The 26,143-nt window shown below is 74.6% G+C and carries 22 protein-coding genes, 5 tRNA genes and 2 pseudogenes; 16 read left to right on the top strand and 13 right to left on the bottom strand.

Annotated elements, in window-relative coordinates:
- Positions 1-7 precede the first annotated feature (7 nt).
- Complete coding sequence (locus tag H1D33_RS15670) at positions 8-1,222, top strand: alkane 1-monooxygenase (protein ID WP_181572428.1); 1,215 nt, start codon at positions 8-10, stop codon at positions 1,220-1,222.
- Here the strand turns inward: H1D33_RS15670 and H1D33_RS15665 are convergent.
- Entirely contained in the window at positions 1,143-1,745 is a 603-nt protein-coding gene (locus H1D33_RS15665) for a TetR/AcrR family transcriptional regulator (protein WP_181572429.1), read from the bottom strand. The two genes, H1D33_RS15670 and H1D33_RS15665, sit on opposite strands and share 80 nt — an antisense overlap.
- Before the next feature lie 277 nt (positions 1,746-2,022).
- Here H1D33_RS15665 and H1D33_RS15660 point away from each other — a divergent pair.
- From H1D33_RS15660 to H1D33_RS15650, 3 genes are all read left to right on the top strand, one after another.
- Positions 2,023-2,095, top strand: a tRNA-Gly gene (locus tag H1D33_RS15660).
- 34 nt (positions 2,096-2,129) lie between these two features.
- Positions 2,130-2,200, top strand: a tRNA-Cys gene (locus tag H1D33_RS15655).
- Between the two features lie 11 nt (positions 2,201-2,211).
- A tRNA-Val gene (locus H1D33_RS15650) sits at positions 2,212-2,286 on the top strand.
- 50 nt (positions 2,287-2,336) lie between these two features.
- Here the strand turns inward: H1D33_RS15650 and H1D33_RS15645 are convergent.
- Positions 2,337-3,317: an ArsR/SmtB family transcription factor gene (locus H1D33_RS15645; protein ID WP_220138754.1), complete on the bottom strand. Its 981-nt coding sequence runs from the start codon at positions 3,315-3,317 to the stop codon at positions 2,337-2,339.
- 69 nt (positions 3,318-3,386) lie between these two features.
- Between H1D33_RS15645 and H1D33_RS15640 the strand changes: the two genes are divergently transcribed.
- Entirely contained in the window at positions 3,387-4,205 is an 819-nt protein-coding gene (locus H1D33_RS15640) for an isocitrate lyase/PEP mutase family protein (RefSeq protein ID WP_181572719.1), read from the top strand.
- 89 nt (positions 4,206-4,294) lie between these two features.
- On the opposite strand, the gene H1D33_RS15635 is transcribed toward H1D33_RS15640, so the two are convergent.
- Positions 4,295-4,543 (bottom strand): DUF6458 family protein, encoded by a 249-nt coding sequence (locus H1D33_RS15635; protein ID WP_181572431.1) that lies wholly within the window; start codon positions 4,541-4,543, stop codon positions 4,295-4,297.
- 149 nt (positions 4,544-4,692) lie between these two features.
- On the opposite strand from H1D33_RS15635, the gene H1D33_RS15630 reads away from it, so the two are divergent.
- The 3 genes from H1D33_RS15630 to H1D33_RS15620 all read left to right on the top strand — a co-directional run bounded on the left by H1D33_RS15630 (position 4,693) and on the right by H1D33_RS15620 (position 6,670).
- Positions 4,693-4,765 (top strand) — tRNA-Gly (locus H1D33_RS15630).
- A gap of 13 nt (positions 4,766-4,778) precedes the next feature.
- Positions 4,779-4,850 (top strand) — tRNA-Val (locus H1D33_RS15625).
- A 176-nt stretch (positions 4,851-5,026) separates the two neighbouring features.
- Positions 5,027-6,670, top strand: coding sequence for a PKD domain-containing protein (locus tag H1D33_RS15620; RefSeq protein WP_181572432.1), 1,644 nt, complete (start codon positions 5,027-5,029; stop codon positions 6,668-6,670).
- Between the two features lie 53 nt (positions 6,671-6,723).
- Here H1D33_RS15620 and H1D33_RS15615 read toward each other — a convergent pair whose 3' ends face one another.
- Positions 6,724-7,269 carry a hypothetical protein gene (locus H1D33_RS15615; RefSeq protein ID WP_181572433.1) on the bottom strand — a complete coding sequence of 182 codons (546 nt, stop codon included), beginning with the start codon at positions 7,267-7,269 and terminating at the stop codon, positions 6,724-6,726.
- A gap of 1,169 nt (positions 7,270-8,438) precedes the next feature.
- On the opposite strand from H1D33_RS15615, the gene H1D33_RS15610 reads away from it, so the two are divergent.
- Positions 8,439-9,440 (top strand): NAD-dependent epimerase/dehydratase family protein, encoded by a 1,002-nt coding sequence (locus H1D33_RS15610; protein WP_307755196.1) that lies wholly within the window; start codon positions 8,439-8,441, stop codon positions 9,438-9,440.
- A 19-nt stretch (positions 9,441-9,459) separates the two neighbouring features.
- Here H1D33_RS15610 and H1D33_RS15605 read toward each other — a convergent pair whose 3' ends face one another.
- The gene (locus tag H1D33_RS15605) at positions 9,460-10,434 is read right to left on the bottom strand and encodes an Acg family FMN-binding oxidoreductase (RefSeq protein ID WP_181572434.1); all 975 of its coding nucleotides are present in this window, start codon (positions 10,432-10,434) and stop codon (positions 9,460-9,462) included.
- 182 nt (positions 10,435-10,616) lie between these two features.
- On the opposite strand from H1D33_RS15605, the gene H1D33_RS15600 reads away from it, so the two are divergent.
- The gene (locus H1D33_RS15600; protein ID WP_181572435.1) at positions 10,617-11,255 is read left to right on the top strand and encodes a response regulator; all 639 of its coding nucleotides are present in this window, start codon (positions 10,617-10,619) and stop codon (positions 11,253-11,255) included.
- Positions 11,256-11,257: 2 nt separating this feature from the next.
- Here the strand turns inward: H1D33_RS15600 and H1D33_RS15595 are convergent, their stop codons facing one another.
- A complete protein-coding gene (locus H1D33_RS15595; protein WP_181572720.1) occupies positions 11,258-12,925 on the bottom strand; it encodes a sensor histidine kinase in 1,668 nt (555 codons plus the stop codon).
- 92 nt (positions 12,926-13,017) lie between these two features.
- Positions 13,018-14,028 carry an Acg family FMN-binding oxidoreductase gene (locus tag H1D33_RS15590; protein WP_181572436.1) on the bottom strand — a complete coding sequence of 337 codons (1,011 nt, stop codon included), beginning with the start codon at positions 14,026-14,028 and terminating at the stop codon, positions 13,018-13,020.
- Between the two features lie 168 nt (positions 14,029-14,196).
- On the opposite strand from H1D33_RS15590, the gene H1D33_RS15585 reads away from it, so the two are divergent.
- Positions 14,197-16,536, top strand: coding sequence for a heavy metal translocating P-type ATPase (locus H1D33_RS15585; protein ID WP_181572437.1), 2,340 nt, complete (start codon positions 14,197-14,199; stop codon positions 16,534-16,536).
- Positions 16,537-16,583: 47 nt separating this feature from the next.
- On the opposite strand, the gene H1D33_RS15580 is transcribed toward H1D33_RS15585, so the two are convergent.
- The 6 genes from H1D33_RS15580 to H1D33_RS15555 all read right to left on the bottom strand — a co-directional run bounded on the left by H1D33_RS15580 (position 16,584) and on the right by H1D33_RS15555 (position 23,087).
- Entirely contained in the window at positions 16,584-17,447 is an 864-nt protein-coding gene (locus H1D33_RS15580) for a universal stress protein (protein ID WP_181572438.1), read from the bottom strand.
- 3 nt (positions 17,448-17,450) lie between these two features.
- Positions 17,451-19,844 (bottom strand): phosphoketolase family protein, encoded by a 2,394-nt coding sequence (locus H1D33_RS15575; protein WP_181572439.1) that lies wholly within the window; start codon positions 19,842-19,844, stop codon positions 17,451-17,453.
- Positions 19,845-19,940: 96 nt separating this feature from the next.
- Positions 19,941-20,771 (bottom strand): universal stress protein, encoded by an 831-nt coding sequence (locus H1D33_RS15570; protein WP_181572440.1) that lies wholly within the window; start codon positions 20,769-20,771, stop codon positions 19,941-19,943.
- 66 nt (positions 20,772-20,837) lie between these two features.
- On the bottom strand, positions 20,838-21,662 hold the full coding sequence (locus tag H1D33_RS15565; protein ID WP_181572441.1) for an oxidoreductase: 825 nt from the start codon (positions 21,660-21,662) through the stop codon (positions 20,838-20,840).
- Complete coding sequence (locus H1D33_RS15560) at positions 21,659-22,222, bottom strand: TetR/AcrR family transcriptional regulator (RefSeq protein WP_181572442.1); 564 nt, start codon at positions 22,220-22,222, stop codon at positions 21,659-21,661. Before H1D33_RS15560 ends, H1D33_RS15565 begins: the two co-directional genes overlap by 4 nt.
- A gap of 64 nt (positions 22,223-22,286) precedes the next feature.
- A complete protein-coding gene (locus H1D33_RS15555; RefSeq protein ID WP_181572443.1) occupies positions 22,287-23,087 on the bottom strand; it encodes a PP2C family protein-serine/threonine phosphatase in 801 nt (266 codons plus the stop codon).
- 103 nt (positions 23,088-23,190) lie between these two features.
- Between H1D33_RS15555 and H1D33_RS15550 the strand changes: the two genes are divergently transcribed.
- From H1D33_RS15550 to H1D33_RS15535, 5 genes and pseudogenes are all read left to right on the top strand, one after another.
- Complete coding sequence (locus H1D33_RS15550) at positions 23,191-23,427, top strand: HTH domain-containing protein (protein ID WP_181572444.1); 237 nt, start codon at positions 23,191-23,193, stop codon at positions 23,425-23,427.
- A pseudogene (locus tag H1D33_RS30410) lies at positions 23,427-23,630 on the top strand (Clp protease N-terminal domain-containing protein); the annotation flags it as partial. The gene H1D33_RS15550 and the pseudogene H1D33_RS30410, both read left to right, overlap by 1 nt.
- 171 nt (positions 23,631-23,801) lie before the next feature.
- Positions 23,802-24,002, top strand: a pseudogene (locus H1D33_RS30405) (Clp protease N-terminal domain-containing protein); the annotation flags it as partial.
- Positions 24,003-24,094: 92 nt separating this feature from the next.
- Positions 24,095-25,102, top strand: a complete 1,008-nt coding sequence (locus H1D33_RS15540; RefSeq protein WP_181572446.1) for a diacylglycerol/lipid kinase family protein — start codon at positions 24,095-24,097, stop codon at positions 25,100-25,102.
- Positions 25,095-26,096, top strand: coding sequence for a YihY/virulence factor BrkB family protein (locus H1D33_RS15535; protein ID WP_181572447.1), 1,002 nt, complete (start codon positions 25,095-25,097; stop codon positions 26,094-26,096). Before H1D33_RS15540 ends, H1D33_RS15535 begins: the two co-directional genes overlap by 8 nt.
- Positions 26,097-26,143 lie beyond the last annotated feature (47 nt).

The following is a 26,143-nucleotide window of genomic DNA, read 5'->3' as shown; positions in this document are numbered from 1 at the left end:
TCCGACGATGCCCACCGACACCGTTCCGTGGCGGGACACCCGCAAGCCGCTCTGGCCCCTCGCCCTACTCGTGCCGGCGCTGCCGTTCGCGGGCTGGTCCCTCTGGCACGCCACCGGCTCGGCCTGGGCCTGGTGGCTCACCCCGGCCGTGGTCTTCGGCCTGATCCCGCTGGTCGACCTGTGGATCGGCGACGACCGGGAGAACCCGCCCGAGGAGGCGGTGCCGGCGTTGCAGGCCGACGGCTACTACCGCTGGCTCACCTACCTCTACCTGCCCGCCCAGTACGCCGCCCTGGTGCTGTGCTGCGCGGTCTGGGCCGGCGGCCGGCTCTCCTGGGTGGCCGCCGCCGGCCTGGTCGCCACCGTCGGGGTGGTGGACGGCATCGCCATCAACACCGCACACGAACTCGGGCACAAGCGGGAGCGGGCGGAACGCTGGCTGTCCAAGATCGCCCTGGCGCCGACCGGGTACGGGCACTTCTTCGTCGAGCACAACCGGGGCCACCACACCCGGGTCGCCACCCCGGAGGACCCGGCCAGCTCGCGGCTCGGCGAGACGTTCTGGGCGTTCTGGCCGCGTACCGTCGTCGGGAGCCTGCGCTCGGCCTGGCGGCTGGAGACCGCCCGGTTCCGGCTCCGCGGGCGCAACCCGTGGACGTGGCGTAACGAGGTGCTCAACGCCTGGGCGATGACCGTGGCGCTCTACGCCGTGCTGGCGGTGGCGTTCGGGCCCGGCGTGCTGGTCTTCCTCGTGCTCCAGGCGGTGGTCGGCTTCTCCCTGCTGGAGGCGGTCAACTATCTGGAGCACTACGGCCTGGCGCGGCAGCGCACCGCGGCCGGCCGCTACGAGAAGGTCGACCCGCGGCACAGCTGGAACAGCGACCGGACCGTCACCAACGTCTTCCTCTTCCAGCTCCAGCGGCACAGCGACCACCACGCCAACCCGCTGCGCCGCTACCAGACGCTGCGCAGCTTCGACGCCTCGCCGCAGCTCCCGGCCGGCTACGCCACCATGGTGGTCGCGGCGCTGGTGCCGCCGCTCTGGCGCCGGCTGATGGACCACCGGGTGCTGGCCCACTACCGCGGGGACCTGGCGGCGGCGAACGTCCACCCGCCGGCCCGCGCCCGCGTCGCCCGCCGGCTCAGTCGAGCTGGCTCGGCTCCAGGCTCAGCTCCCGCGCCGCGACCAGCCGGACCCACTCGGCGATCTGCCGGCGGGTGATCACCCGCTCGTGCACCGCGAGCTGCACGGCCAGGCCGTCCATCACGGCGCTGATCCGCCAGGCGGCGCCGGCCGGGTCGGGGCAGTCGAACGTGCCGTCGGCCACCCCGTCGGCGATCACCGTGGCGAGATCCTGCCGCCAGCGCAGGTCGAGGCGGCGGGAGAGCTTCTCCAGCTCGGGGGTGCGCATCGACTCGGCCCAGCCGTCGATCCACATCGACCAGGAGGTGGACCGGCCGGTCGGCGCGTAGAGGCGGAGCATCCGGCGCAGCTTGGCCAGCGGCGGCGCGGAGGAGCGGAGCACCGCGTCGAGCCGGGCCAGGTCCTGCTCGACGGCGTACGCGAAGGCCTGCGCGAGCAGGCGGTCCTTGGTGGCGAAGTGGTAGAAGACGAGCGCCTGGCTGACCCCGGCGGCCTCCGCCACGTCGGCGGTACGGGTGTTGGCGAGCCCTCGTTCCGCGATCACCTCGCAGGCGGTGCGCAGCAGCGCATCCAGGCGGATCTCGGCGGCTCGTCTCGTCACGCCCGTTACGGTAACCCATCCGAATGACCACGAGGAGTTACCGGACCGGCCGGTCGGCGGTAGCACAGTCGGATGCCGGACACTCCGCCCGCCGGCCAGGATCCGCAGGTGAGCACGCCTGCGGCGGCCCGACGGAAGCATGCCACCCAGGCTCCTAGGAAGCCGGCAGGTGGTCGCCCACCCCTCCGGGCGGACTCGCCGAAGGGGGATCCGATTTGGCAACCGTTCCTCCGCTCGGCTAAAGTTCTCATCCGTCACCGGGAAACGCCGGGGGCGTGCGGACGTAGCGCAGCTGGTAGCGCATCACCTTGCCAAGGTGAGGGTCGCGGGTTCGAATCCCGTCGTCCGCTCGGAGATGCCGCCACGCATGTCGGGGGCAACCTCGGTGGAGTGGCCGAGAGGCGAGGCAACGGCCTGCAAAGCCGTGTACACGGGTTCAAATCCCGTCTCCACCTCGCATTGACGAGGGCGATTGGCGCAGTGGGAGCGCGCTTCCTTGACACGGAAGAGGTCACTGGTTCAAACCCAGTATCGCCCACCAGCGAAGAAGGCCGTGCCGATCATTCGGCACGGCCTTCTTGGTCGTCCGGGTCACCCCGACGCGCCCACCAGCGCATCCGCCACCGCCGTCCGGCTGCTGAGCTGTGACCGGCCCTGCCGCCGGGTCACCACCAGGCCGGCGGCCCGCAACGCGGTGAGGTGCTGCGAAACCCCGGCCGGCGAGAGCCCGGTGCGCCGGGACAGCTCCGTGGTCGACCGGGGTGCGTCCAGCGCGGCCAGCAGCCGCGCCCGGCCTCGCCCCAGCACCGCGCCCAACGCGTCCGGCGCGCGCACCGGCGTCTCCCACAGGGTGCCGACGCCGCGCGCCGGGTAGGCGAGCTGCGAGACGTCGCCGGCCGCGATGCTCAGCACCGACGGCCAGACGAACACCGAGGGCACCAGCACCAGACCACCGCCGGCCGGCACGTCCGGCGCCGTGCAGTGGCGCTGGCCGACCAGCAGGGCGTCGCCCTCCCAGCGGACCCGTTCGTGCAGGTCGTTGAGGAGCCCGGCGGCGCCGTCCGTCGCCATCCGGCGGGCCCGGTGGAAGACGTCGGCGTCGAGCACCGCCCGGATGCGCGGCCAGTCCGGCGCGACGGCCAGCCGCCAGTAGGCCTCCACCTCGCCCGCCAGCCGGGCCAGCCCGGCGGCCGGGTCGGCGTACAGGGCGCTCACCGCCGCCGGTCGCGGGCCCGGCAGCAGGTCGAGGTCGGCGCGGACCGCCGCCGGCGGGGTGGCGCGCAGCGTGGCCAGTTCCTCGGCCAGGTCCGGGTCCAGGCCGGCCGGCGGCGGGGTGAGGAAGTCCGGCAGGTAGCCCGGCGCCGGCGGGACCAGCCGCCACAACAGGGCGTCCGCGCCGTCGAGCAGCCCCGCCTCGGCCAGCCTCGGCCGGACCCGGGCGACCCACGGCAGGTGGATCGCGTGCCGGCCGGGATCGCGGAGCACCCGGATGCCGGCCATCACCTCCCACAGGCCGGACAGCGCGAACCGGACCCGCGCCACCGCGCCCGCCGACAGCCCGATAGCGACCACGCCGCCCCCTTCGTTTCAGCCAGGACTGAAACATTACGGCGGGCGGCCCGGCCCACCGAGACTGGCCGGCTGAACGAGCAGCAGACCCTCGCCCAGCAATTCCGTAGCCTCCACCGACCCGGCGAGCCGTTGGTCCTGGTCAACGCGTGGGACGCGGCGAGCGCCCGGATCGTGGCCGCCGCCGGCGCCCGCGCGGTCGCCACCACCAGCGCCGGCGTCGCCTGGAGCCGCGGCGCGCCCGACGGCGACGCGCTCGCCCGCGACCAGGCCGTCGACGTGATCCGGCTGGTCGCCGCCGCGGTGCGGCTGCCGGTCACCGCCGACATCGAGGCCGGGTACGGCGACACCCCCGACGAGGTGGCCGAGACCGTGACGGCGGTGCTCGACGCGGGCGCGGTCGGGGTGAACGTGGAGGACGCGCGGCACGACGGGAACGGGCCGCTGCGTCCGGTCGACGACCAGTGCGCCCGCCTCGCCGCGGTCCGGGCCGCCGCCGACCGCGCCGGCATCCCGCTGTACGTCAACGCGCGGGTCGACACGTTCCTGCGCGGCGCCGGCGGGGTGCCCGAGACGGTGGCGCGCGCCGAGGCGTACCTGGCCGCCGGAGCGGACGGCATCTTCGTGCCGGGGACGGTCGACCCGGAGACCGTGGCGGCGCTGGTGGCGGCCGTTCCCGCACCGCTGAACGTGCTGGCCGGGCCGGGCGCGCCGCCGATCGCCGAGCTGGCCCGGCTCGGGGTGGCCCGGGTCAGCCTCGGGTCGGCGGTCGCCGAGGCGGCGTACGCGGTGGCCCGGCGGGCGGCGGCGGAGGCGTTCGGCGCCGGGACCTACGACGCGCTGACCGACGCCCTCGACTACGGCACGATCAACGCGCTGATGCGGGACTGACCCGGAAACCCGGACGGGGACGCCGCGGTGGCGTCCCCGTCCGGGTCGGTGCTCGGGGACCGATCAGCTCCGTCGGCCCCCGGTGCGGATCACATCGGCGGGGCGACGTCCCGGCGCTCCTCGACCCGGCGGTACTCCACCGGCTGCTCGGCGGCGGTGGTGGTGACCACCTGGCGGCGCCGGCCCCAGACCAGCGTCGTCATGATCAGGCCGAGCACGCCGGCCGCCATCAGGATCCAGCCGACGACGTCGAGGTCGACCCCGCCGACGCTGGCGTTGAGCGCGAACGTGAGGATCGCGCCGACCGCGATCAGGAAGATGCTCGTACCGATACCCACGACAGCCTCCTTCAGGGGGGTGGTTGTGCTGTCGTGTCGGTCAGTACCCCGGCGACGAGCAGCGCAATCCCGCCGCGCGGGGGGCTGTCGCGGGGCGATCTTGGCGTCGGGTAGAGTTCGTCCTGTCGCCGACGCGAGTCGGCGGCGACGCGGACGTAGCGCAGCTGGTAGCGCATCACCTTGCCAAGGTGAGGGTCGCGGGTTCGAATCCCGTCGTCCGCTCGCGAACTGCCCCGGGCGATTGGCGCAGTGGGAGCGCGCTTCCTTGACACGGAAGAGGTCACTGGTTCAAACCCAGTATCGCCCACCGAAGATCACTTCTCCGCCGCCGGATCGGCGAGCGTTCCCCGCCGGCCGGTGTCGGCACCGGCCACATCGGTCACCACACGGCACCGACAGCCGGCCACCCCTCCACCGTGCGGGTTATGGAGCCGTGGACCGCCGCGTGTCAGGGTGAGGCCCGATACGCAGGGAGGCGGTCACATGCGGACGATCGGGCAGGGACGATGGCGGCGGACGGCCGCCCGGCTGGGCGTGGCGGCGGTCGTCGCCGCGGCCGGGGTGACGGCGGGAGCCGCGCCCGCGCAGGCCACCGCGACCCGGACCGTGGCGTTCTGGAGCATGGACGAGCCGGCGGCGTCGACCGTGCTCAAGGACAGCAGCGGCAGCGGGCGGCACGGCACGGTCGGCGGCGAGGTGGTCACCGGCGCGATCTACGCCGGGGCGACCGGCCACCGCTTCGCCACCCACCTGCCCACCGACCAGGAGTACGTGCCGGGCCACGTGGACCTGGTGCCGCACAGCACCGACCTCAACCCGGACGCCGGCGACTTCTCGGTGACCATCCGCTACCGGACCACGTACTCCTTCGGGAACATCCTCCAGAAGGGACAGGGCAACACCACCGGCGGCTACTGGAAGTTCGAGGCGCCGGGCGGCAAGCCGAAGTGCCTGTTCCGCGGCGGCGACGGCGCCTCGCGCACCGGCTACACCGACGTGCCCATCGCCGACGGCCAGTGGCACACGGTCACCTGCAACCGCACCTCCGCCTACGTGGAGATGTACGTCGACGGGGTGCGCACCAGCCGGCTGAACGGGCCGACCGGCACCATCGCCAACACCTGGCAGCTCTCCGCCGGCGGCAAGAGCCAGTGCGACGGTACGAAGGTGACCTGCGACTACTTCGCCGGTGACATCGACTACGTGAAGATCCTCAAGGGGTCGGGCGGCCCGGCCAACCAGGCGCCGGTGGCCGACCTGGCACCCACCTGCGCCGGCCTGGTCTGCACGTTCTCCGCCGCCGGTTCCACCGACGCCGACGGCGCGATCCAGGACCACCGCTGGGACTTCGGCGACGGCTCCACCGCGGGCACCGTCTCCGTGCCGACCACCTCCCACACGTACGCGGCGGCCGGCACCTACCCGGTCACGCTCACCGTCACCGACGACCGGGGCGCCACCGGCGTCGTGACCGTCGACGTCACCGTCGCACCGGTGCCGGAGCGGATCTCCTTCGTCGGCCAGGACACCGCGAACGCCAACTGGACCAGCCACACGGTGACCGTCCCGCCCGCCGTGCAACCCGGCGACACGCTGCTGCTCCTGCTCAGCCAGAACACCCACACCGGCACCGGCGAGCCGACCGGGGTGACCGGGTGGAACCGCCTCGACCGGTTCGACGGCGGCTACGCCACCACCACCGCCTGGTGGAAGACCGCGACGGCCGGCGACGCGGGCACCGCGGTCCGGGTGGCGCTGGACAGTCAGGCGAAGGGCAACCTGGTGGTGGCCGCGTACCGGGGGGCCGCCCCGGGCGCGCCGGTGTTCGCCCGGGCCACCGACCCGGCCAGCACCGCCGTCCGGACCACCCCCTACGCGCCGGTGACCGCCGGGCAGAGCTGGGCCGTGTCGTACTGGATGCACGGTGACGCCGCCTCCACCGCGCTCACCCCGCCGGCCGGGGTCTCGGTCCGCAGCAACAGCTCGCAGACCGGCGGCGGCCGGGTGACCGGGCTGCTCGCCGACTCGGCGAGCAGCGTCCCGGCCGGCAGCTACGGCGGTCTCGCCGCGACCGGCGCGGCGGCCAGCACGACCACCACCACGTGGACGTTCGTCCTGGCCCCTTGACCGGGTACGCGTGAAGGCCGGCACCCGTTTCGGGGTGCCGGCCTTCTTCGCGCTTACTTGGTCCAGTGCTGGGCGACGAGGTCGGTGGCCTGCTTCTCCCACTGGGCGTAGGCGTCGGGGTAGGCGGAGACCTGCACGGTCTGCGCGGCGTCGGTCAGGGGCATGTCCTGCCAGCCGTCGACCTGCTTGAGGCCCTTGAGGAACGCGAGGGTGGAGTGCTCGGGGTCGGTGATCTGCTCCGGCGTGCCCCAACCACTGGAGGGGCGCTGCTGGAACAGACCCAGCGAGTCATGGTCGTTGCGGTCGCCGAGGTGGCCGAGGTTCTCCAGCTTCGACTCCTGCAGGCTGGTGGCGATCGAGATGACCGCGGCCCGCTCGGGCAGGCCGGCTTTCTTCGTCGCGGCGATGATCGCCTTCACGTTGGCGGTCTGCTCACCGTTGAGCGCGATGGTCGACTGCTCACCCTGCACGGTGGCCGTCACCGGCTTGCCGGCGGCATGCGCGGTGTCGGCGTGCGCGGCGATCGGACCGGCGAACACACCACCGGTGAAGGCCAGACCAGCAATACCCAGAATGCTCTTACGCAGGATCGTGTTCATGAGGGGGCTCCATTCGGGGTCAACACACCCTCGCGGGGCGGGGGTGCGGGCACCGTCAGGCGCTCAGAAAGGTCAGGGGTTTCCGGCGTGGGCGCGGAGCGCGGGGCTCGTCGCGGGGCCGGGAGTGTGTGTAACGACCGGCCGGCCACCGTCATTCCCCGAGGGCTCGGGGGTGCGGGGCTTGCCTTCCTCGGTCGTTCACCGGGTTACAACGCCCCGCACCCCGCCCCGATTCCGCCGCCAGAGTGCCACCCACCACCACCGAACCGGACACCCCGCCCACCCGACACACCCGGTCAGATCCCCGGGTGCCTCGCCCCCATCCGGTCAACCCGACGCGCAACCCGAACCCCACGGGCGCATCCCGGCCCGCCAGACACCCACGACGTCCCACCCACCAACCCGCCGGAAGCGTCACTGGAACACCATGGGCGCCTCAGGCTCGCGTTGACACCCATGGCGTTCCACTCACCGGCCCCTCGGAGCGTCACCGGAACGCTGTGGGTGTCTCAGGTCCGCGTTGACACCCATGGCGTCCCACCCATCAGCCCATCGGGGCGTCACTGGAACACCATGCGTGCCTCAGGCCCTGGCAGACCGCACTGGCGTTCCACCCACCAGCCGACCGGACGACCGCTGGAACACCAGGGATGTCTCAGGCCCGCGCAGACAGCCAGGACGTTCCACCCACCGGCCCATCGGAGCGTCACTGGAGCGCTATGGATGTCTCAGGCCCGCGCAGACAGCCGTGGCGTTCACTCGTCGACCCAGTGTGGCGTGACTGGAACGCTATGGGTGTTTCAGCGTCGTGCAGACAGCCGTGGCGTTCACTCGCCGGCCCAGCGTGGCGTGACTGGAACGCTATGGGTGTTTCAGGTTCGCGCAGACAGCCGTGGTGTTTACTCGCCGGTCCAGTGTGGCGTCACTGGAACACCACGGCTGTCTCACGCCCGCGCAGACAGCCATGGCGCTCCACCGCGCTCGGCCATCCTCGTCGATCTTGCAGTTGTGGCCCGTTCATATCGGGGCTGAACGGGCATTTCGTGGGCCGAAAGTGCAAGATCGACGGGGTGGGGGTGGGGAGGGAGGGTGGGGAGGGTTCTGCTGCGGGCAGATCTGCTCAGCGTGAACATGGGGGCGGGGCGGGTTTTGGGGGCAGGGTGGGGGCTATGCGACTGGTGATGCTGGGTGGGACGGGGTTCGTGGGCGGGGCGGTGGTGGCGGAGGCGGTACGCCGTGGCTGGGCGGTGACCGTCTTCAACCGGGGGGTGAGCGGGGAGGCGCCGGCCGGCGTACACCTGTTGCGGGGGGACCGGGACGCGCCCGGCGGGTTGGCCGCGCTCGCCGGCGGTGAGTGGGACCTGGTGGTGGACACCTGGGACGGCGCGCCCCGGGCGGTCCGGGACGCGGCGCGGGCGTTGGTCGGCGCGGTGCCGCACTACGTCTACGTCTCCAGCGGCTCGGTGTACGCCCCGCCGGTCGGCCTGGGCACCGGGGAGGAGGCGCCGACCGTCGCGGCGGAGCCGGACGCGGACTTCGGCGACTACCCGAGCAACAAGGCCGGCGGGGAACGGGCGGCGGTGGAGGTGTTCGGCGAGCGGGCGTTGCTGGTCCGGGCCGGCCTGATCCTCGGGCCGGGGGAGGACATCGGACGGTTGCCGTGGTGGCTGAATCGGGTCGCCCGGGGCGGTGACGTGCTGGCCCCCGGCCCGCGTGACCTGCCGGTGCAGTACGTCGACGTCCGCGACCTGGCGAGCTGGCTGCTGGACCGGGGTGTCGAGGGCGTCGGCGGGGCGTACAACGTGGTCAGTCGCAGCGGGCACACGACGATGGGTGAGCTGCTCGACGCGGTGGTGGCGGCGACCGGGTCGACGGCGACGTTGCGCTGGGCGGAGCCGACGTCGATCCTCGCCGCCGGGGTGGAACCGTGGAACGACCTGCCGATCTGGATCCCGCGCGGGCACGAGTACCGCTGGTTGCAGGAGCGGGACGTCGAGCGGGCGTACGCGGCGGGCCTGGTCTGCCGGCCGGTGGCCGAGACGGTGGCCGACACCTGGCGGTGGCTGCGCGAGGTGGGCCGGGTGCCGGCGCGGGCGGGCCGGCCGGCGCGCGCTCCGGTGGGCCTGACCCCGGAACGCGAGGCGGCGCTGCTGGCCACCCTGCCCGCCTGAGCCGGCGGCGGGAACGAGGTCAGGCCGGTACGACCGGCAGGTCGAGCACCTCGTCGACCGGGCGGCGGGGGGTGGCGCGCCCCGGCTGCCCGTAGCCGATCCGCATCACCATCTGCGGGGTGCCGAACCGGCCCAGCGACAGCCGCAGCGCCTCCCGCGCCGCCGGCACCTCGATCGGCTGGGAGAGCATCGACACGCCGAGCCCGGCGTCGGTGGCGGTGAGCAGCACCCGTTGCAGCGCCTGCCCGGCGACGACCTGGTCGGTGCCGGTGTTGCCGGGCGTGCCCAGCACCGCGACCAGCGGCTCCGGCTCGAAGTCGCGGCCGGGGGCGCGGTTGCGCCCGCCGAAGCCGCGCTGCGGCAGCAGGTCCTGCGGTTCGCTCTGTGGCCCGCCCGCGGTGGCGGGCACCCCGTCCGGGGCGGGCTCGGAGCGGATCCACTCGACCCGCTCGGCCACGTACGCCGGGTCGCGTTCCAGGACCCGGTGCGCGCTGCGGGCGACCTCGGCCAGCGCGTTGACCGGGCTCGCGCCGATGACCAGCTCCAGCCAGCATTGCTCGGCGCGGGCCGCCTCGCCGAGCCGCCAGCGGGCCTCGGCCGGCACCGGGTCCGGCCAGAACGGCGCGCGGTTGCTGAACCGGTGGGCGATCGCCCCGTACAGGCTCTGCTCGGTCGGGGTGGGCCGGCGCGGTACGTCGGGCAGCAGCCGGGCCACCACGTCCGGGTCGGCCGGGTACGGGCGCAGCCGGACCGTGGCCGGGGTGCCCGCCACGGCGAGCGCCAGCCGCAGGTTGAACAGCGCCGCCCCGCAGGCGATCCGGGCGCCCCAGCCGGTCGGGTCGGTGGCCGGCAGTCCGCGCAGCGGGTCGACGGCGACCTCGATGCCGCCGTCGCGCAGCCGGAACCGCCACGGCTGGGTGTTGTGCAGCGACGGCGCGCGTACCGCGTCGGCGACCGCGGCCCGCAACTGCCCGACGGTGTATCCGGTCGTCATGGTCGTGCTCCCTCCGTGCGGCGTCCCTCCGGTCGGTCCACCCCCACGGTGCGTCACCGGGACGGGCCGCGATCAGGGCCGGAGGTCCCCACCTGGGCGGGTCCGTCCGTCCCGGGCCGGCGCGCGACGGACGGGACCTTCGGCCCGTGCGGGAGGGCCGGTGCGGCGGGTAGAAAGGACGGATGATCCGGGTGTTCCTGCTCGACGACCACGAGGTCGTCCGTCGTGGCCTGGCCGACCTGCTGACCAGCAGCGGCGACATCGAGGTGGTCGGCGAGTCCGGCCTGGCCCAGGAGGCGACGCGGCGGATTCCGGCGCTCCGCCCCGACGTGGCGATCCTCGACGCCCGGCTGCCCGACGGCAACGGCATCGACGTCTGCCGGGACGTCCGCGCGGTGGACTCGTCGATCAAGGGCCTGATCCTCACCTCGTACGAGGACGACGAGGCGCTGTTCGCGGCGATCATGGCCGGCGCGGCCGGCTACGTGCTCAAGCAGATCCGCGGCACCGACCTGGTGGACGCGGTCCGCCGGGTGGCGGCCGGGCAGTCGCTGCTCGACCCGGCGATCACCACCCGGGTGCTGGAGCGCATCCGCAGCGGCGTGGAGCAGCCGCGCGAGCTGAAGTCCCTCACCGAGCAGGAGCGGCGGATCCTGGAGTACGTCGCGGAGGGGCTCACCAACCGCGAGATCGCCGGCAAGATGTTCCTGGCCGAGAAGACGGTGAAGAACTACGTCTCCAGCGTGCTGGCGAAGCTCGGTCTGGAACGGCGGACCCAGGCCGCGGTGCTGGCCACCCGGCTGCTCGGCAAGACCCACTGACCTCAGTCGAGCGGGACGCTCCAGCGCAGCTCGGTGCCGTGCGGCTCGACCCGGCGCAGCGTGAACCCGCCGCCCAGCCGTTCGGCCCGCTCGCGCAGGTTGACCAGGCCGCTGCGGGCCGCCTCCGGGTCGCAGCCGACCCCGTCGTCGGTGACCGTGACGTCGACCCGGCCGGCGTCCACCGCCACCCGCACCGCCACCCGGTCGGCGTGGGCGTGACGCACCGCGTTGGAGAGCGCCTCGCGCAGCACGGCGACCAGTTCGGGTCGCAGGTCGTCCGGCACCGCGCTGTCGATCGGGCCGACCAGCTCCAGGTCGGGCCGGTGCCCCAGCGACTCGGCGGCCACCTCGACCGCCTCGCGGATCTCGGTGCGCAGCGCCGCGCTCATCGGGGTGCGCAGCTCGAAGATGGTGCGGCGGATGTCGCGGATGGTGGCGTCCAGGTCGTCGACGGCCTGGTTGATCCGCTTGGCCGTCTCGGGCCGGGCGTTCATCGCCCCGCTCTGCAGTTGCAGGCCGGTGGCGAAGAGCCGCTGGATCACCACGTCGTGCAGGTCGCGGGCGATCCGCTCGCGGTCCTCCAGGACCACCAGCAGCTCCCGTTCCTCCTGCCCGCGGGCGCGTTCCATGGCCAGCGCGGCCTGGCCGGCGAAGCTGGCGAGCAGCGCGAGGTCGTCGTCGGCGGCCGGGCCGTGGTCGGGCCGGTGCGCGATCACCAGCACGCCGTGCAGCGTGTCGGCGGCGGCGAGCGGGGACACCACGGCCGGGCCGGCGATCACCGGGCGGGGCCAGGGCGCCGCGGCGGCGAGGTCGTCGACCTGCTCGTACCGGCGTTCGGTGGCCGAGCCGGCGAAGCTGGTCTCGGCGGCCGGCAGGACCGCCCCGACCAGCTCCCGGGCGATCGGGTCGGCGCCGTCGACCACCTCGACGGTGAACTGGGCCTCGTCCTCGTCGTAGAGCAGGACCAGCGCCAGCTCCGCCTCGGCGACCTCGCGGGCGCGGCGGGCCACCAGCGACAGCGCGTCGGTGCGGCGCACCTCGCCCAGCAGCACCGAGGTGATCTCGGCGGCGGCGGCCAGCCAGCGTTCCCGCCGGTGCGCGAGCGCGTAGAGGCGGGCGTTCTCGATCGCCACGCCGGCCGCGGCGGCGAGCGCGGTGACGATCTCCTCGTCGTCCTCGGTGAACTCGGCGGCGCCCTGCTTCTCGGCCAGGTAGAGGTTGCCCCACACGTGGTCGCGGATGCGCACCGGCACGCCGAGGAAGCTGTGCATCGGCGGGTGGTGCGGCGGGAAGCCGTAGGACCGGGGGTGCCGGGTGATGTCCGGCATGCGCAGCGGCTTCGGCTCGTCGATGAGCAGGCCGAGCACGCCCCGCCCGTGCGGCAGCTCGCCGATGCGCGCGTGCAGCTCGCTGTCGATGCCGTGGACGATGAAGTCGTGCAGCATCCGGTCGGGGCCGATCACGCCGAGCGCGCCGTAGCGGGCGCCGGCCAGCTCGCACGCCGACTGCACGATCCGTTGCAGCGTGCTGCGCAGGTCGAGGTCGGAGCCGATGCCGACCACCGCGTCGAGCAGCGCGCGCAGCCGTTCCCGGCTGGTGACCACCTCGCCGACCCGGTCGAGCATCTCCTGGAGCAGCTCGTCGAGGCGGACCCGGGACAGCGGACTCAGGCCGAGCGACGGCGTGACGTGCTCGTGCCGGGGGTTCGGTGCGGCGGCCACCGGGCGATGTTATCGCCCGGTGGCGCACCGCGACGAGACCGTCAGGCCGCGTGGTCGCGGACCGCCGAGGTGTCCACGGTCTGCGCGGCTTCCAGCCGCGGGGTGTGCGGCGGGCCGGCGTGCTCCGGGTCGGCCAGCCCGAGGCGCATGCTCAGGTAGGGGTGGCCGAGGCCGGCCAGCATCTGCCGGAGCACCTCCCGGGTGCCGTCGACCTCCACCACGCCGGAGAGCGGCACCAGGGACACCCCGTGCCGGGTGGCTTCGAGCCAGGCGGCGGAGAGCGCCTCGCCGGCGCGCAGCCAGCTCTCCGACTCGTCCTCGGAGCCCCAGAGGATGGCGTAGACGGCGGCCTTGTCGTGGCCGGGACCGATGGGCAGCGAGCCGGGGGCGCCGAAGTTCCGGCCCGGGACGGTGGTCTGCGCCGGCTGGTCGGGCAGCACCTCCGGCGGCAGGCCGGTGCCGGTGCCGGCCCGGCTGGTCCAGTAGGCCAGCTCCTCGCGCAGCTCCGGGCTGTCCGCCTCGACGGCGGCGGCCTGCTGCGCGGCGCCGGCCAGCTCGATCTTCTGCATGTCGTCGAGGAGTTGCAGGTTCACGCCCTCGCGGGTGGCGGCCCGGTCGATGTCGCCGAGCGCGGTGGCGGGGATCGGCTCGTCGCTGACCGGTCGCCGGTCGGTGTGCCGCACCCGCATGCACTGCACCAGGCGCATGGCGTCCGGGTCGGCGCCGGTGTGGCGCAGCCCGGTGAGCCGGGCCATCAGGTCGGGCTGGTGCGGGTCGGGCACGCGCTCCACCACCGGGGTCCAGCCCTCGGCGGCCAGCGCCACCCGGGCGTGGTGCAGCGCGGCGCCGCAGCTCACCACCAGCAGCCGGCCCTCCGGGTCCATGGCGCTGAGGTGCCGTTCCTTGACCACGCGCAGTTCCAGCGCGTCCGGCCGGACCGTCCAGTGCCACGGCTGGGTGTTGTGCACCGACGGGGCGTGGCCGGCCGTTCCGGCGGCCTCCGCGAGCGCGGTGGTCAACGGGCGATCGGTAGCCGGCGTCTCGTGGCTCATCGTCACGACCTTTCCTGTTTCTCCCATCGTGCCCCACGCCCGGGACGCTCGGGCAGGGTTGCCGCTCCATCCTCGGGGATGCCCGGGCGGCCCGCACGGGTCCTTCGGCCCTCCGGATTACCCGGAATCGCCCTACCTGTGCTGCTTCGGCGCTGAGACGATCCGTACGTGGGAACGGAACCGCGCGAGTGCGTACCCGAACGGCCGGCCCGCGCCCGGCGGGCCGTGACGGCCGAGTGGGCGCCGCTGGCGCTGCTCACGTTGGCCGTGCTGGGCGGCGCCGCGCTGTGGTTCGCGGGGGCGCGGGGCGCGGCCGACCTGATCTGGGCCGCCGTCACCGTGCTCGCGTTGGCGCCGGCCGCCTGGGCGGTGCTGCGCGAGCTGTGGCGCCGGCAGTTCGGGGTGGACGTGATCGCGGTGCTGGCGCTGCTCGGCGCGCTGCTGGTGCGCGAGTACCTGGCCGGGGCCGTGATCGCGGTGATGGTCGCGACCGGGCGGGCGCTGGAGGAGTACGCCCGCCGCCGGGCCACCCGCGACCTGCGGGCGCTGCTGGAACGCGCGCCCCGGCAGGCCCGGCGGCGCACCCCGGACGGCGGGATCGAGGTGGTCGCGCTGGACCGGGTGGCGGCCGGCGACCGGCTGGTGGTCGGCCCCGGTGACGTGGTGCCGGTGGACGGCACGGTCGAGGAGGCGGCCACGCTCGACGAGTCGGTGGTGACCGGCGAGTCCCGGCTGGTCGGGCGCGCCGCCGGGGAGCAGGTCGCCAGCGGCGTGGTCAACGCCGGCGCCGGGTTCGGGCTGCGGGCCAGCCGCAACGCGGCGCAGAGCACGTACGCCGGCATCGTCCGGCTGGCCGGCGAGGCCACCGCGCGCAAGGCGCCGATGGTGCGGCTCGCCGACCGGTACGCCGCCGCGTTCGTGCCGTTCACGCTGCTGCTCGCCGGCCTGGCGTGGCTGCTGTCCGGCGAGTTCGTGCGGGCGGTGGCGGTGCTGGTGGTGGCCACCCCGTGCCCACTGCTGCTGGCCACCCCGATCGCGGTGGTGTCCGGGCTGTCCCGGGTGGCCCGCCGGGGGGTGCTGGTGCGCGACGGCGGGTCGCTGGAGCAGCTCGGCCGCGCCCGTACCCTGCTGCTGGACAAGACCGGGACGCTCACCGCCGGGCGGCCCCGGGCCGCGGAGACCGTGGTGGCGCCCGGCGGCGACCGGGACGAGGTGCTGCGACTGGCCGCCTCCGTCGAGCAGCTCTCGCCGCACGTGCTGGCCACCGCGCTGGTCCGGCAGGCCCGCGAGCGGGGGCTGCCGCTGGCCGAGCCGACCGGGGTGACCGAGGAGCCGGGGCGCGGGGTGACCGGGCGGGTCGACGGCCGTACGGTCCGGGTCGGCCAGCTCGACGGCGAGCCGCCGCCGTGGGCGGACCGGGTGCGCGAGCGCGCCGAGCTGTCCGGTCGCTCCACCGTCTGGGTCGGTGACGAGCGCGGGCCGCTCGGCGCGATCCTGCTGGAGGACCCGGTGCGCCCGGACGCCCGGCGGACCGTGCGGCGGCTGCGCGAGGCCGGGCTGACCCGGCTGGTCATGGTGACCGGCGACCGGCCGCGCACGGCCCGCCAGGTGGCGCAGGTGGTGGGCGTGGACGACGTGATCGCGCGCTGCTCGCCGGGGGAGAAGGCCGATCGGGTACGCGCCGAGGCGGCGCGGGCGGTGACCGTGATGGTCGGCGACGGGGTCAACGACGCCCCGGCGCTGGCCGAGGCGCACGTCGGGGTGGCGATGGGCGCCACCGGGGCGACCGCCTCGGCCGACGTGGCCGACGCGGTGCTCACCGTGGACCGGCTGGACCGGCTCGCTGACGCCGTGGAGATCGCCCGGTACGCCCGGCGGATCGCGGTGCAGAGCGCCACGGTCGGGATGGGGCTGGCGGTGCTGGCCATGCTGGTGGCCGCCGCCGGCCGGCTGCCCCCGGTCGGCGGCGCGTTCCTCCAGGAGGGCATCGACGTGCTGGTGATCCTCAACGCGCTGCGCGCCCTCGGCGGCGGCCTGCGGCGGCGGGACGTGCCCCCGCACACCCGGGAGCTGCTCGACCGCTACCAGCGCGAGCACGGCGGGGTGCGCGACGTGCTGGCCCGGCTGCGGGACACCGCCGACCTGGTGGCGACCCGCCCGGACGACCCGGCGTGCGGGCCGGCGCTGCGCGACGTGCACCGGCGGCTGACCGAGGAGGTGCTGCCGCACGAGGAGGCCGAGGAACGGCAGCTCTACCCGGCGCTGGCCGGGCCGCTGGGCAGCGACGAGGCGACCTCGACGATGAGCCGGGCGCACGTGGAGATCGTCCGGCTGGTGGAGCGGATCGGCGGGCACCTGGCGACGCTGGACGGCCGGGTCCCCGCCGACGAGGCGCCCGACCTGCTGGCCGCGCTCTACGGCCTGGACGCGGTGCTGCGCCTGCACCTGGCCCAGGAGGAGGAGGACTACTTCTCCCTCAACCCCGCCGACGGGCCCTCCGGGCGTTAGGCGGGGCCCCCGGTTATGCAGAATGCGTTAACCGGGGGCCCCGCCTTTCACTCGCGGACGACGGCGACGGGGCAGTGCGCGTGCTGGATGAGCTGCTGGCTGACCGAGCCGAGCAGCATGCCCCGCAGGCCGCCCCGGCCCCGGCTGCCGACCACCACGAGCTGCGCCGGCCGGCTCGCCTCCACCAGCAGCGACGCCGCGCTGCCCGGCACCGCCGAGATCTCCACCGGCACGTCCGGGAAGGTCTCCCGCCACGGGGCCAGCTCCGCCTCGACGGCGGTCCGCTCGCTCGCGGCGATGTCCTCCGGGTCGAACTCCGGCGGCGACCACCGGTCGCCCGGCGGCGACCAGACCCGCAGCACCCGCAGCGGCACGTCCCGCTGGGCGGCCCGCTCGACCGCGAAGCCGAGCGCCCGTCGCGCCGAGTCGGAGCCGTCCGAGCCGACCACCACCGGCCCGGACGTGGCGGCCTGGCCGTCGCGGACCACCACCACCGGGCAGTGCGCGTGCGCGGTGACCGAGACCGCGGTGGAACCGGCGAGCAGCCCGCCGAACCCGCCGTGGCCCCGGCTGCCGAGCACCAGCATGCCCGCCTCGCCGGAGCGTTCCTGGAGCACCAGCGCGGGCGGGCCGTCGAACACCTCGCCGTGCACGGTGACGCCGGGCCGGTCCGCGGCGGCGTCCGCCGCCGCCTTGCGGACCAGCTCCTCGACCTGCCGCCGGGCGTTCTCGTCCGGCCAGATCCCCGGCGCCACGCCGGGACCGATCCAGCCGGCGACGGTCAGCCACTCGAAGACGTACGCCAGCCGCACCGGCCGGCCGGAGCGGCCCGCCTCGTCCAGCGCCCAGTCCAGGGCCACCGACGCGTCGGTGGACCCGTCGTAGCCGACCAGGATCTCGTCGTCACCCATGTGTCACCCCTCGGTCGGGTCGGTCTCGCGGATCCAGCGCCACTCGACGACCCGGGGGTCGTCCTCGCCGTACTCGCGGGTGTGGTCGCGGCAGGCCTGGCGGGTGTCCACCATCTCCTGACGCAGGTGCGCGGCGCGCGAGCGCAGCCCCGGCACCCGGTCGATGACGTCGATGACCAGGTGGAACCGGTCCAGGTCGTTGAGCATCACCATGTCGAACGGCGTGGTGGTGGTGCCCTCCTCCTTGTAGCCGCGCACGTGCAGGTTCTCGTGGTTGGCCCGGCGGTAGGTGAGCCGGTGGATCAGCCACGGGTAGCCGTGGTAGGCGAAAATGACCGGCTTGTCGCGGGTGAAGATGGTGTCGAACTCGTTGTCCGGCAGGCCGTGCGGGTGCTCCGACGGCGGTTGCAGGCGCATCAGGTCGACCACGTTGACCACCCGCACCTTCAGGTCGGGCAGGTGCCGGCGCAGCAGGTCGGCCGCGGCGAGCGTCTCCAGCGTCGGCACGTCGCCGGCGCAGGCGAGCACCACGTCCGGCTCGGCGCCGTCGTCGGTGCTGGCCCAGTCCCAGATGCCCAGGCCCCGGCGGCAGTGCTGGACCGCCTCGGCCATGGTCAGCCAGTTCGGCGCCGGCTGCTTCCCGGCCACCACCACGTTGATGTAGTGCCGGCTGCGCAGGCAGTGGTCCATCGTGGAGAGCAGCGTGTTGGCGTCCGGTGGCAGGTAGACCCGGACCACCTCGGCCTTCTTGTTCACCACGTGGTCGATGAAGCCGGGGTCCTGGTGCGAGAAGCCGTTGTGGTCCTGCCGCCAGACGTGGCTGGAGAGCAGGTAGTTCAGCGAGGCGATCGGCTCCCGCCACGGGATGTGCCGGGTCACCTTGAGCCACTTGGCGTGCTGGTTGACCATCGAGTCGACGATGTGGATGAACGCCTCGTAGCTGGTGAAGATGCCGTGCCGGCCGGTCAGCAGGTAGCCCTCCAGCCAGCCCTCGCAGAGGTGCTCGGAGAGCACCTCCATCACCCGGCCGTCCGGCGAGAGGTGGTCGTCGCCGGGCTCCCGGCGACCGACGAACGCACGGTCGGTGACCTCGAACGCGGCGCCCAACCGGTTGGAGGCGACCTCGTCCGGGCCGAACAGGCGGAACGTCTGCGGGTTGCGGGCGATCACGTCACGCACCCACGGGCCGAGCGTGCCGGTCGCGCCGGCCACCGTGGCGCCCGGCTCCTCGACCTCGACGCCGTAGCCGCGGAAGTCGGGCAGGTCCAGGTCGCGCAGCAGCCTGCCGCCGTTGGCGACCGGGTTGGCGCTCATCCGCCGGTCGCCGGTGGGCGGCAGGGTGGCCAGCTCGGCGACCGGGCCGCCGGTGGCGTCGAACAGCTCCTCCGGCCGGTAGCTGCGCAGCCAACGCTCCAGCTCGGCCAGGTGCGCCGGGTTGTCGCGTACCTCGGCGATCGGCACCTGGTGGGCGCGGAACGTGCCCTCGACCTGCTTGCCGTCGACGTCCGCCGGCCCGGTCCAGCCCTTCGGCGTGCGCAGCACGATCATCGGCCAGCGGGGCCGCTCGACCTCGCCGCCGGAGCGGGCCCGGCGCTGGATCTCGGCGATCTCGCCGACCGCCCGGTCCAGCGTCGCGGCGAGCAGTTGGTGCACGGTCGCCGGGTCGTCGCCCTCGACCACGTACGGCTGGTAGCCGTAGCCGCGCATCAGGTCGAGCAGGTCCTCGGCGGGGATCCGGTCCAGCACCGTCGGGTTGGCGATCTTGTAGCCGTTGAGGTGCAGGATCGGCAGCACCGCGCCGTCGCGCGCCGGGTTGAGGAACACGTTCGACAGCCAGCTCCCGGCCAGCGGGCCGGTCTCCGCCTCGCCGTCGCCGATCACGCAGGCGACCAGCAGGTCCGGGTTGTCGAACGCGGCCCCGTACGCGTGGCTCAGCGCGTATCCCAGCTCGCCGCCCTCGTGGATCGAGCCCGGCACCTCCGGCGCGACGTGGCTGGGGATGCCGCCGGGGAAGGAGAACTGGCGGAACAGCCGCTGCATGCCGGCCTCGTCGCGCGGGATGTGGTGGTACAGCTCGCTGTAGGTGCCCTCCAGCCAGGTGTTGGCGACCAGCGCGGGGCCACCGTGGCCGGGGCCGGTGACGAAGACGGCGGACAGGTCCTTCTCGACGATGACCCGGTTGAGGTGGGTGTAGAGCAGGTTGAGGCCGGGGCTGGTGCCCCAGTGCCCCAGCAGGCGCGGCTTGACGTGCTCAGGCTTGAGCGGCTCGCGGAGCAGCGGGTTGTCGAGCAGATAGATCTGCCCGACGGTCAGGTAGTTCGCCGCCCGCCAGTAGGCGTCCAGCCGGCGCAGCTCGTCGTCGGTCAGGGGGCTGTGCAGGTCCAGCGCGGTGTCCATGCTGCGTTAGCCTCTCGTGGCTCGGGGTCGACGGGTCCACTCTCGCCGCCGCGTGGGGGCGCCGGTCAGGGCCGTAGGTCCCGGGTCGCGCGGGCGTCATGGCCCGTCCCCGGCGCCCGGGTCGAGCCCCCGCACGACGATCAGCGGGGCCGGCGAGTGGTAGAGCAGCGCCTGGCTGACCTCGCCCAGGCTGGACTGCACCGGACCGTCGCCGCGCGCCCCGACCACGGCCAGTTGCGCCGAGCGGGATCGGTCGAGCAGGACGTCGCGGGGGTCGCCGCGCACGGTCTGGCAGTCGGCGGCGACCCGCGGGTGCCGGGTGGCGTGCCGGTTGACCGCCTCCTCCAGCACGCCGTCGTCGCCGTCGCGGCGCTCCGGCTCGACCACCCGGACGGCGAGCAGCCGGGCGCCCCGGCGTTCGGCGCAGTCGAAGGCGTACCCGAGGGTGGCGCGGGATCCGGGCGAGCCGTCCCAGCCGACCAGGAGCGGACCGGGCGGTGCGGGTTCGGAGCGGCCGACGAGGACCGGGCAGCCGGCCCGGGCGGCCAGTTCGACCGCCGGCGCGTCGGCCGGTACGCAGGCCGGGCAGGTGGCCATGCCGCCGTCACCGAGGGCGACCAGGAACGCGGCGTCGGCGGCCCGCAGCAGCGCCTCGACCGGTGAGCCCTCCACGATCTCGCCACTGACCGGCACCTGCGGCGCGGTGTCGGCGACGATCGTGCCGGCGTGCTCCAGCACGCTCTCGGCGTCGATGCGGGTGCCGCCGGCCGGGGCGGGCCCGGAGGTGGCCGCCCAGTTGAACGCGTGCACCAGGTGCAGCGGCCGGCGGTGCGCCGCGGCTTCGGCGGCGGCCGTGCGGACCACCGACAGGGCCTGCGCGGTCCGGCCGACGCCGACCACCACCGCGCCGTGGCTGGGTGCGGCCATGCCGGCTCACCTCCCGACCGCGCTCCTGACCCACGGTAGTCGGGCGGTCGGGTCGGCCGGAGCGGGTCAGCGGAACTGGAGGCGGTTGACCGCGTCGAAGAGCCGGGCGCCGAACAGCCGGCGGGTGTGCACCATGGCCCAGGCGGCGGCGGTGACCAGGTAGCGGGAGCGCGGCCGGCGGGCGACGACGGCCCGCTCGATCACCCGGGCCACCGCGTCCGGCGGGGCGGCCAGCATCGGGTTGCGGTAGGACTTCGCCATCGACGCGTCCACCGCGGCGACCATCGTGTGGTACGGGCCGGTCGGGTCGGCGGTCGCGCCGAGCGTGGACGCGGCGACCGCGCCGAAGCCGGTGCGGATCAGGCCCGGCTCGATCACCGCCACGTCGATCCCGAACGGGCGGGTCTCCTGGCGCAGCGCGTCGGAGACGGCCTCCACCGCGTACTTGCTGGCGTGGTAGTAGCCGCCGCCGGGGAAGACCAGCCGCCCGCCCATCGAGCTGACGTTGACGATCCGGCCCCGGCCGGCGCGGCGCATGCCGGGCAGCACGAGCTGGGTGAGCCGGGCCAGCCCGAAGACGTTCGTCTCGAACTGGGCGCGTACCCGCTCGATCGGGGTCTCCTCGATCGGGCCGTACTCGCCGTAGCCGGCGTTGTTGACCAGCACGTCGACCTGCCCGTGGGCGGCCTCCACGGCCGCGACGGCGGCGCGCATGGACGCCTCGTCGGTGACGTCGAGGGGGAGCAGCCGGGCGCCGGTGTCGGCCAGGTCGGCGATCGCGTCGACCTTGCGCGCGGTGGCGTACACGGTGAGGTCGGGGCGGCGGGCGAGGCGTGCGACGGTGGCCCGGCCGATGCCGGAGGAGGTGCCGGTGATCAGGACGGCGGTCATGCGGGGTCTCCCTGGTGGGGTAGGCCGGCGACGAGCAGCGCGACGCCGTCGCGTAGCCGCTGCCGGGGCAGGTCGGGGTCGGTGAGGTCGGCCTCCAGGCCGCGGGTGAGCGCGACGAGCACGTCGGCCACCACGCGGGCCCGGGGCCCGGCGGCGTCCGCCAGCGTGTCGGCCACCAGGCCGGTCAGCTCGGCGGTGTACGCCTCGACGAGGTCGCCGGTCAGCTTCCCGCTGGCGTCCAGCAGCTCGGTGGCGTGCGGGCTGTCCCGGTGCAGCGTGAGGGTGAGTTCCAGCTTGGCGGCGAGGATGTCGTGCAGCCGGGCGGCCAGGTCCGGGCCGCCGGTGGTGGCGGCGCGGCGGGCCCGGTCGAGCGAGTCGGCGAAGAGCCGCTCGGCCAGCCGCCGGTAGGCGTCGTCCTTGTTGCGCACGTACTGGTAGACCGCCGGCCGGGACATCCCGGCGGCGGCCGCGATGTCGTCCATCGTCGTGCGGCGCATCCCGTGCCGGGTGAAGCACGCGTACGCGGCGCTGAGGATCGTCTCCAACCGGGCCTCTGACATGCTGACAATCATTGCACAGAACGTCAGGATGTCACGGGTGTCCCCGGTCACGCCCCGGCGGCGGTCAGCGCGGGCCGGGGAAGGCGGGGTGGACGCGCAGCACCACGGCGGTGGCGTTGTCCTCGCCGCCGGCGGCGAGGCTGGCGTCGAGCAGGGCCCGGACGGTGCGCGCCGGGTCCCGCCGGGCGGCCAGCAGGTCCCGCAACCGGTGGTAGCCGAGCTGGTCGCTCACCCCGTCGGTGCAGAGCAGCCAGGTGTCCCCGCGACGCAGCGGCACGCAGAGCAGGTCCGGGTCCGGCCCGTCCGGGTGGCCCACGTAGCGCAGCAGTTGGTAACGGGCCCGGGTCGCCTCCGGGGAGCCGGCCGTCCACCAGCCGTGCAGCAGGCCGAGCCAGGCCATCGTGTGGTCGACCGTGACCAGTTCCAGCAGCCCCTCGCGCAGCCGGTACGCCCGCGAGTCGCCGAGCTGCACCAGCCAGCCCTGACCGTCGGCCGGCTCGACCACCAGCGCGGTGAGCGTGCAGCCGGTCAGGCCGGTCAGGGTCGCGCCGGCGCGGCGTACCCGTCGTTGCGCCTCGGTCGTGGCGGCCCGCAGCCCGGCCGCGTCGACGACCGGCCAGGCTGCGCGGACCTGGTCGACGAAGGCGCGTGCCGCGGTGGCGCCGGCCGCCCGGCTGCCCTCGCCCTCGCCCATGCCGTCGCAGACCACGGCCAGCGGCAGCTTCTCGTCGACGTGCAGCACGTCGTAGTTCTCCGGGTAGCGGTGCCCGACCACGCTGCCGCCGGCGATCTCCAGGGTGTGCCGCCCGACGGTCGACCGGCGGGCGGCCTCGACCGGCCGGTCCAGCGGACGGCGACGGAACACGTACGGAACGTAACACCGGCGCGGATCGCCGGCCGGCAGGCGGACGCGTGTCATCTGTCAACCAGGGTTGACGAACGGTGGCCTGTCAACCTACATTGACAGCATGAGTCATGCGACGGAACTCGCGGCGGCGGCCGGCAGCACCGACCCCAGGGTCGGCCTGCGCGCGGTGCTCGCCCTGCGCCGGCTGCTCGAACGGCTCGAGGTGGTCCAGGTGGACAACGCCCGGCGACAGGGCTGGTCCTGGCAGGAGATCGCCGACGCCCTCGAGGTCAGCCGACAGGCGGTCCACAAGAAGCACGCCGGGCGACCGGCGGTGCCCCAGAGCTGGGAGGCGTGATGTTCGAACGATTCACCGACCGGGCCCGGGCCGTGGTGCACCACGCGCTGGCCGAGGCCCAGACCGAGGGCCGGCGTCCGGTCGGCACCGAACACCTGCTGCTCGGCGTGCTCGCCGACCGCGACAACCTGGCGGTCCGGCTGCTCGCCGCCGACGGGATCGACGCGGACGGCCTGCGCGCGGCGGTGGCCCGGCACACCGCGCAGGGCGTCGACGGGCTCGGCGCGGCGGACGCGGCGGCGCTGCGCGAGATCGGCATCGACCTCGCCGCGATCGTGGCGCGGATCGAGGAGACCTTCGGCCCCGACGCGCTGCGCGAGGCGGCGCCGCGCCCGCGTCGCTGGTGGCGTCGCCAGCACGGCACCGGCCGGCTCTCGCCCCGGGCCCGGAAGGTGCTGGAGCTGTCGCTGCGCGAGGCGGTCCGGCTGGGCCACCGGCACATCGGCACCGAGCACATCCTGCTCGGCCTGCTCCGCGAGGGCGGCGGCCTGGGCGCGCAGGTGCTCACCGAGGCCGGCGCGGACCTCGACGACCTGCGCCGGCGGGTCGAGGCGGCGCTGCGCGAGGCGGCCTGACGCGCGGTCGGAATTTCAAACCTGTTTGCGGTCCACGCAACCACCCCGCCCGCCGGGTCGCCGCCACGCTCGACGTGCTGCACACTGACGCCGTGGACGGTGCAGACGACAAGCGCCCGGTGACCGCCGAGAACCGGACCCCGCGCTCCGCCGTGGTGGTCAACCCGGTGAAGGTGGCCGACCTGGACGAGTTCCGGCGGATCGTGGACGGCGCGCTCGACGCGGCCGGCTGGCCGGCCCCGACCTGGCACAAGACCACGGTCGAGGACCCGGGTCGCGGCCAGGCGGAGGAGGCGGTCAAGGCCGGGGCCGAGGTGGTCTTCGCCTGCGGCGGCGACGGCACCGTGATGGCCTGCGTCACCGCGCTCGCCGGCACCGACGTGGCGCTGGCCGTGCTGCCGCAGGGCACCGGCAACCTGCTCGCCGCCAACCTCGGCCTCTCCAACGACCTGGCCGCCGGGCTGGAGGTCGCCGTCGAGCGCGGGATGCGCCGGCTCGACGTCGGCGTGGTCGACGACCAGTGCTTCGCGGTGATGGCCGGGATGGGCTTCGACGCCCAGATGCTCGACTCCACCTCCGAGACCACCAAGAAGCGCATCGGCTGGCCGGCCTACCTGGTCGGCGCCGCCCGCCACCTGCGGGACCGGCCGATGCGCGTCTCGGTGCGCATCGACGGCCGGCCGCCGCTGCGCCGCCGCGCCCGCTCGGTCCTGGTCGCCAACGTCGGCCGCCTCCAGGGCGGGGTGCGCCTGCTCACCGACGCCGAGCCCGACGACGGCTGGCTCGACGTGGCGGTGCTGACCCCGCGCACGCTCGGCCACTGGCTCGCCATGGGCTGGGCGCTGGTCCGCCGCACCGGCAGCGTGCCCCGGATGGAGGTGTTCCGGGCCCGCACCGTCGAGATCGCCAGCAACCGGGCCCAGCCCCGCCAGCTCGACGGCGACCTCATCGAGCCGGGGCGCTCGCTCACCGCCACCATCCGGCCCGAGTCGCTGTGGCTCTGCGTGCCGCAGCCGGAGGACCACCCCGACCTCGCCGAGGACGCCAAGGCCGCCGCCGAGCGCGGCGAGCGCCTGGTCGAGGACGCCCGCCGTGAGTAGCACCAAGCTCGTCCCCGAGACGCGGCTGATGACCCAGAACGAGCTGTCCGCCGACGATGCCTGGCGCACGCTGCGCCGGCACGGCGGCTGGTGCCTGCTGCGGGACGCCTTCATCCGGTTCCGCTACGGCGACGGCTTCAGCCACTCCCGGGCCCTGGCGTTGCAGCTCTGCCTGGCCGTGGTGCCGTTCCTTATCGCGCTCACCGGCCTGATCACCGACCTCGGCGCGGACGAGGGCGGCAAGGTCGTCGCCGACACGGTGCTGGCCATCACGCCCGGCCAGAGCGAGACCGTGGTGCAGGATCTGCTGACCGACTCCGACCGCACCGAGGACGCCGGCGAGCTGGCGCTGACCCTCGGTCTGATCACCGGGCTGGTCGCGCTGACCACCACGATGGCTCAGATCGAGCGGGGCGCCAACCGGATCTACGGGGTCGAGCGGGACCGCCCGGCGTTCCCCAAGTACGTGCGCGCCGCCGTCCTCGCGCTGGTCGCCGGCGTGCCCGCGCTGACCGGGTTCCTGATCCTGGTCGGTGGCGGCGCGCTGGGTGACTCGGTGCGCGCGCACTACGAGTGGGGCGACCTCGCGACCGTGGTGTGGGACGTGGTGCGCTGGCCGTTGAGCCTCGGCCTGACCGTGGTCGCCGTCGCGGCGCTGTTCCGGCACGCGCCGCGGCGCAAGCAGCCCGGCCTGTCCTGGCTCTTCTTCGGCGCCGGCATCGCGATCGCGCTCTGGTGGCTGGCCAGCCTGCTGCTCGCCGCGTACGTCAAGTACAGCGGCGGGTTCGGCCAGACCTACGGCGCGCTGACCGGCATGATGGCGCTGCTGCTCTGGGCCAACCTCACCGGGATGGCGCTCTTCGGCGGGCTGGCCTTCGCCGCCCAGTTGGAGGCGATGCGGATCGGCGTGGAGGAGCCCGCCCAGCCGGACCTGTGGGAGCCGGAGGCGCAGCGCGAGGAGCTGCTGGACACCGGCGAGATGACCGCGCTCTGACGCCGCGCCGACGCGGCGTGTGAGAGCCACGCCGATCGGGTACAGCG

This window comes from Micromonospora ferruginea, from assembly GCF_013694245.2.
Classification (GTDB): domain Bacteria; phylum Actinomycetota; class Actinomycetes; order Mycobacteriales; family Micromonosporaceae; genus Micromonospora; species Micromonospora robiginosa.
The sequence above is the reverse complement of the archived record's forward strand: the minus strand, read 5'-3'. Positions and strand labels throughout refer to the sequence as shown.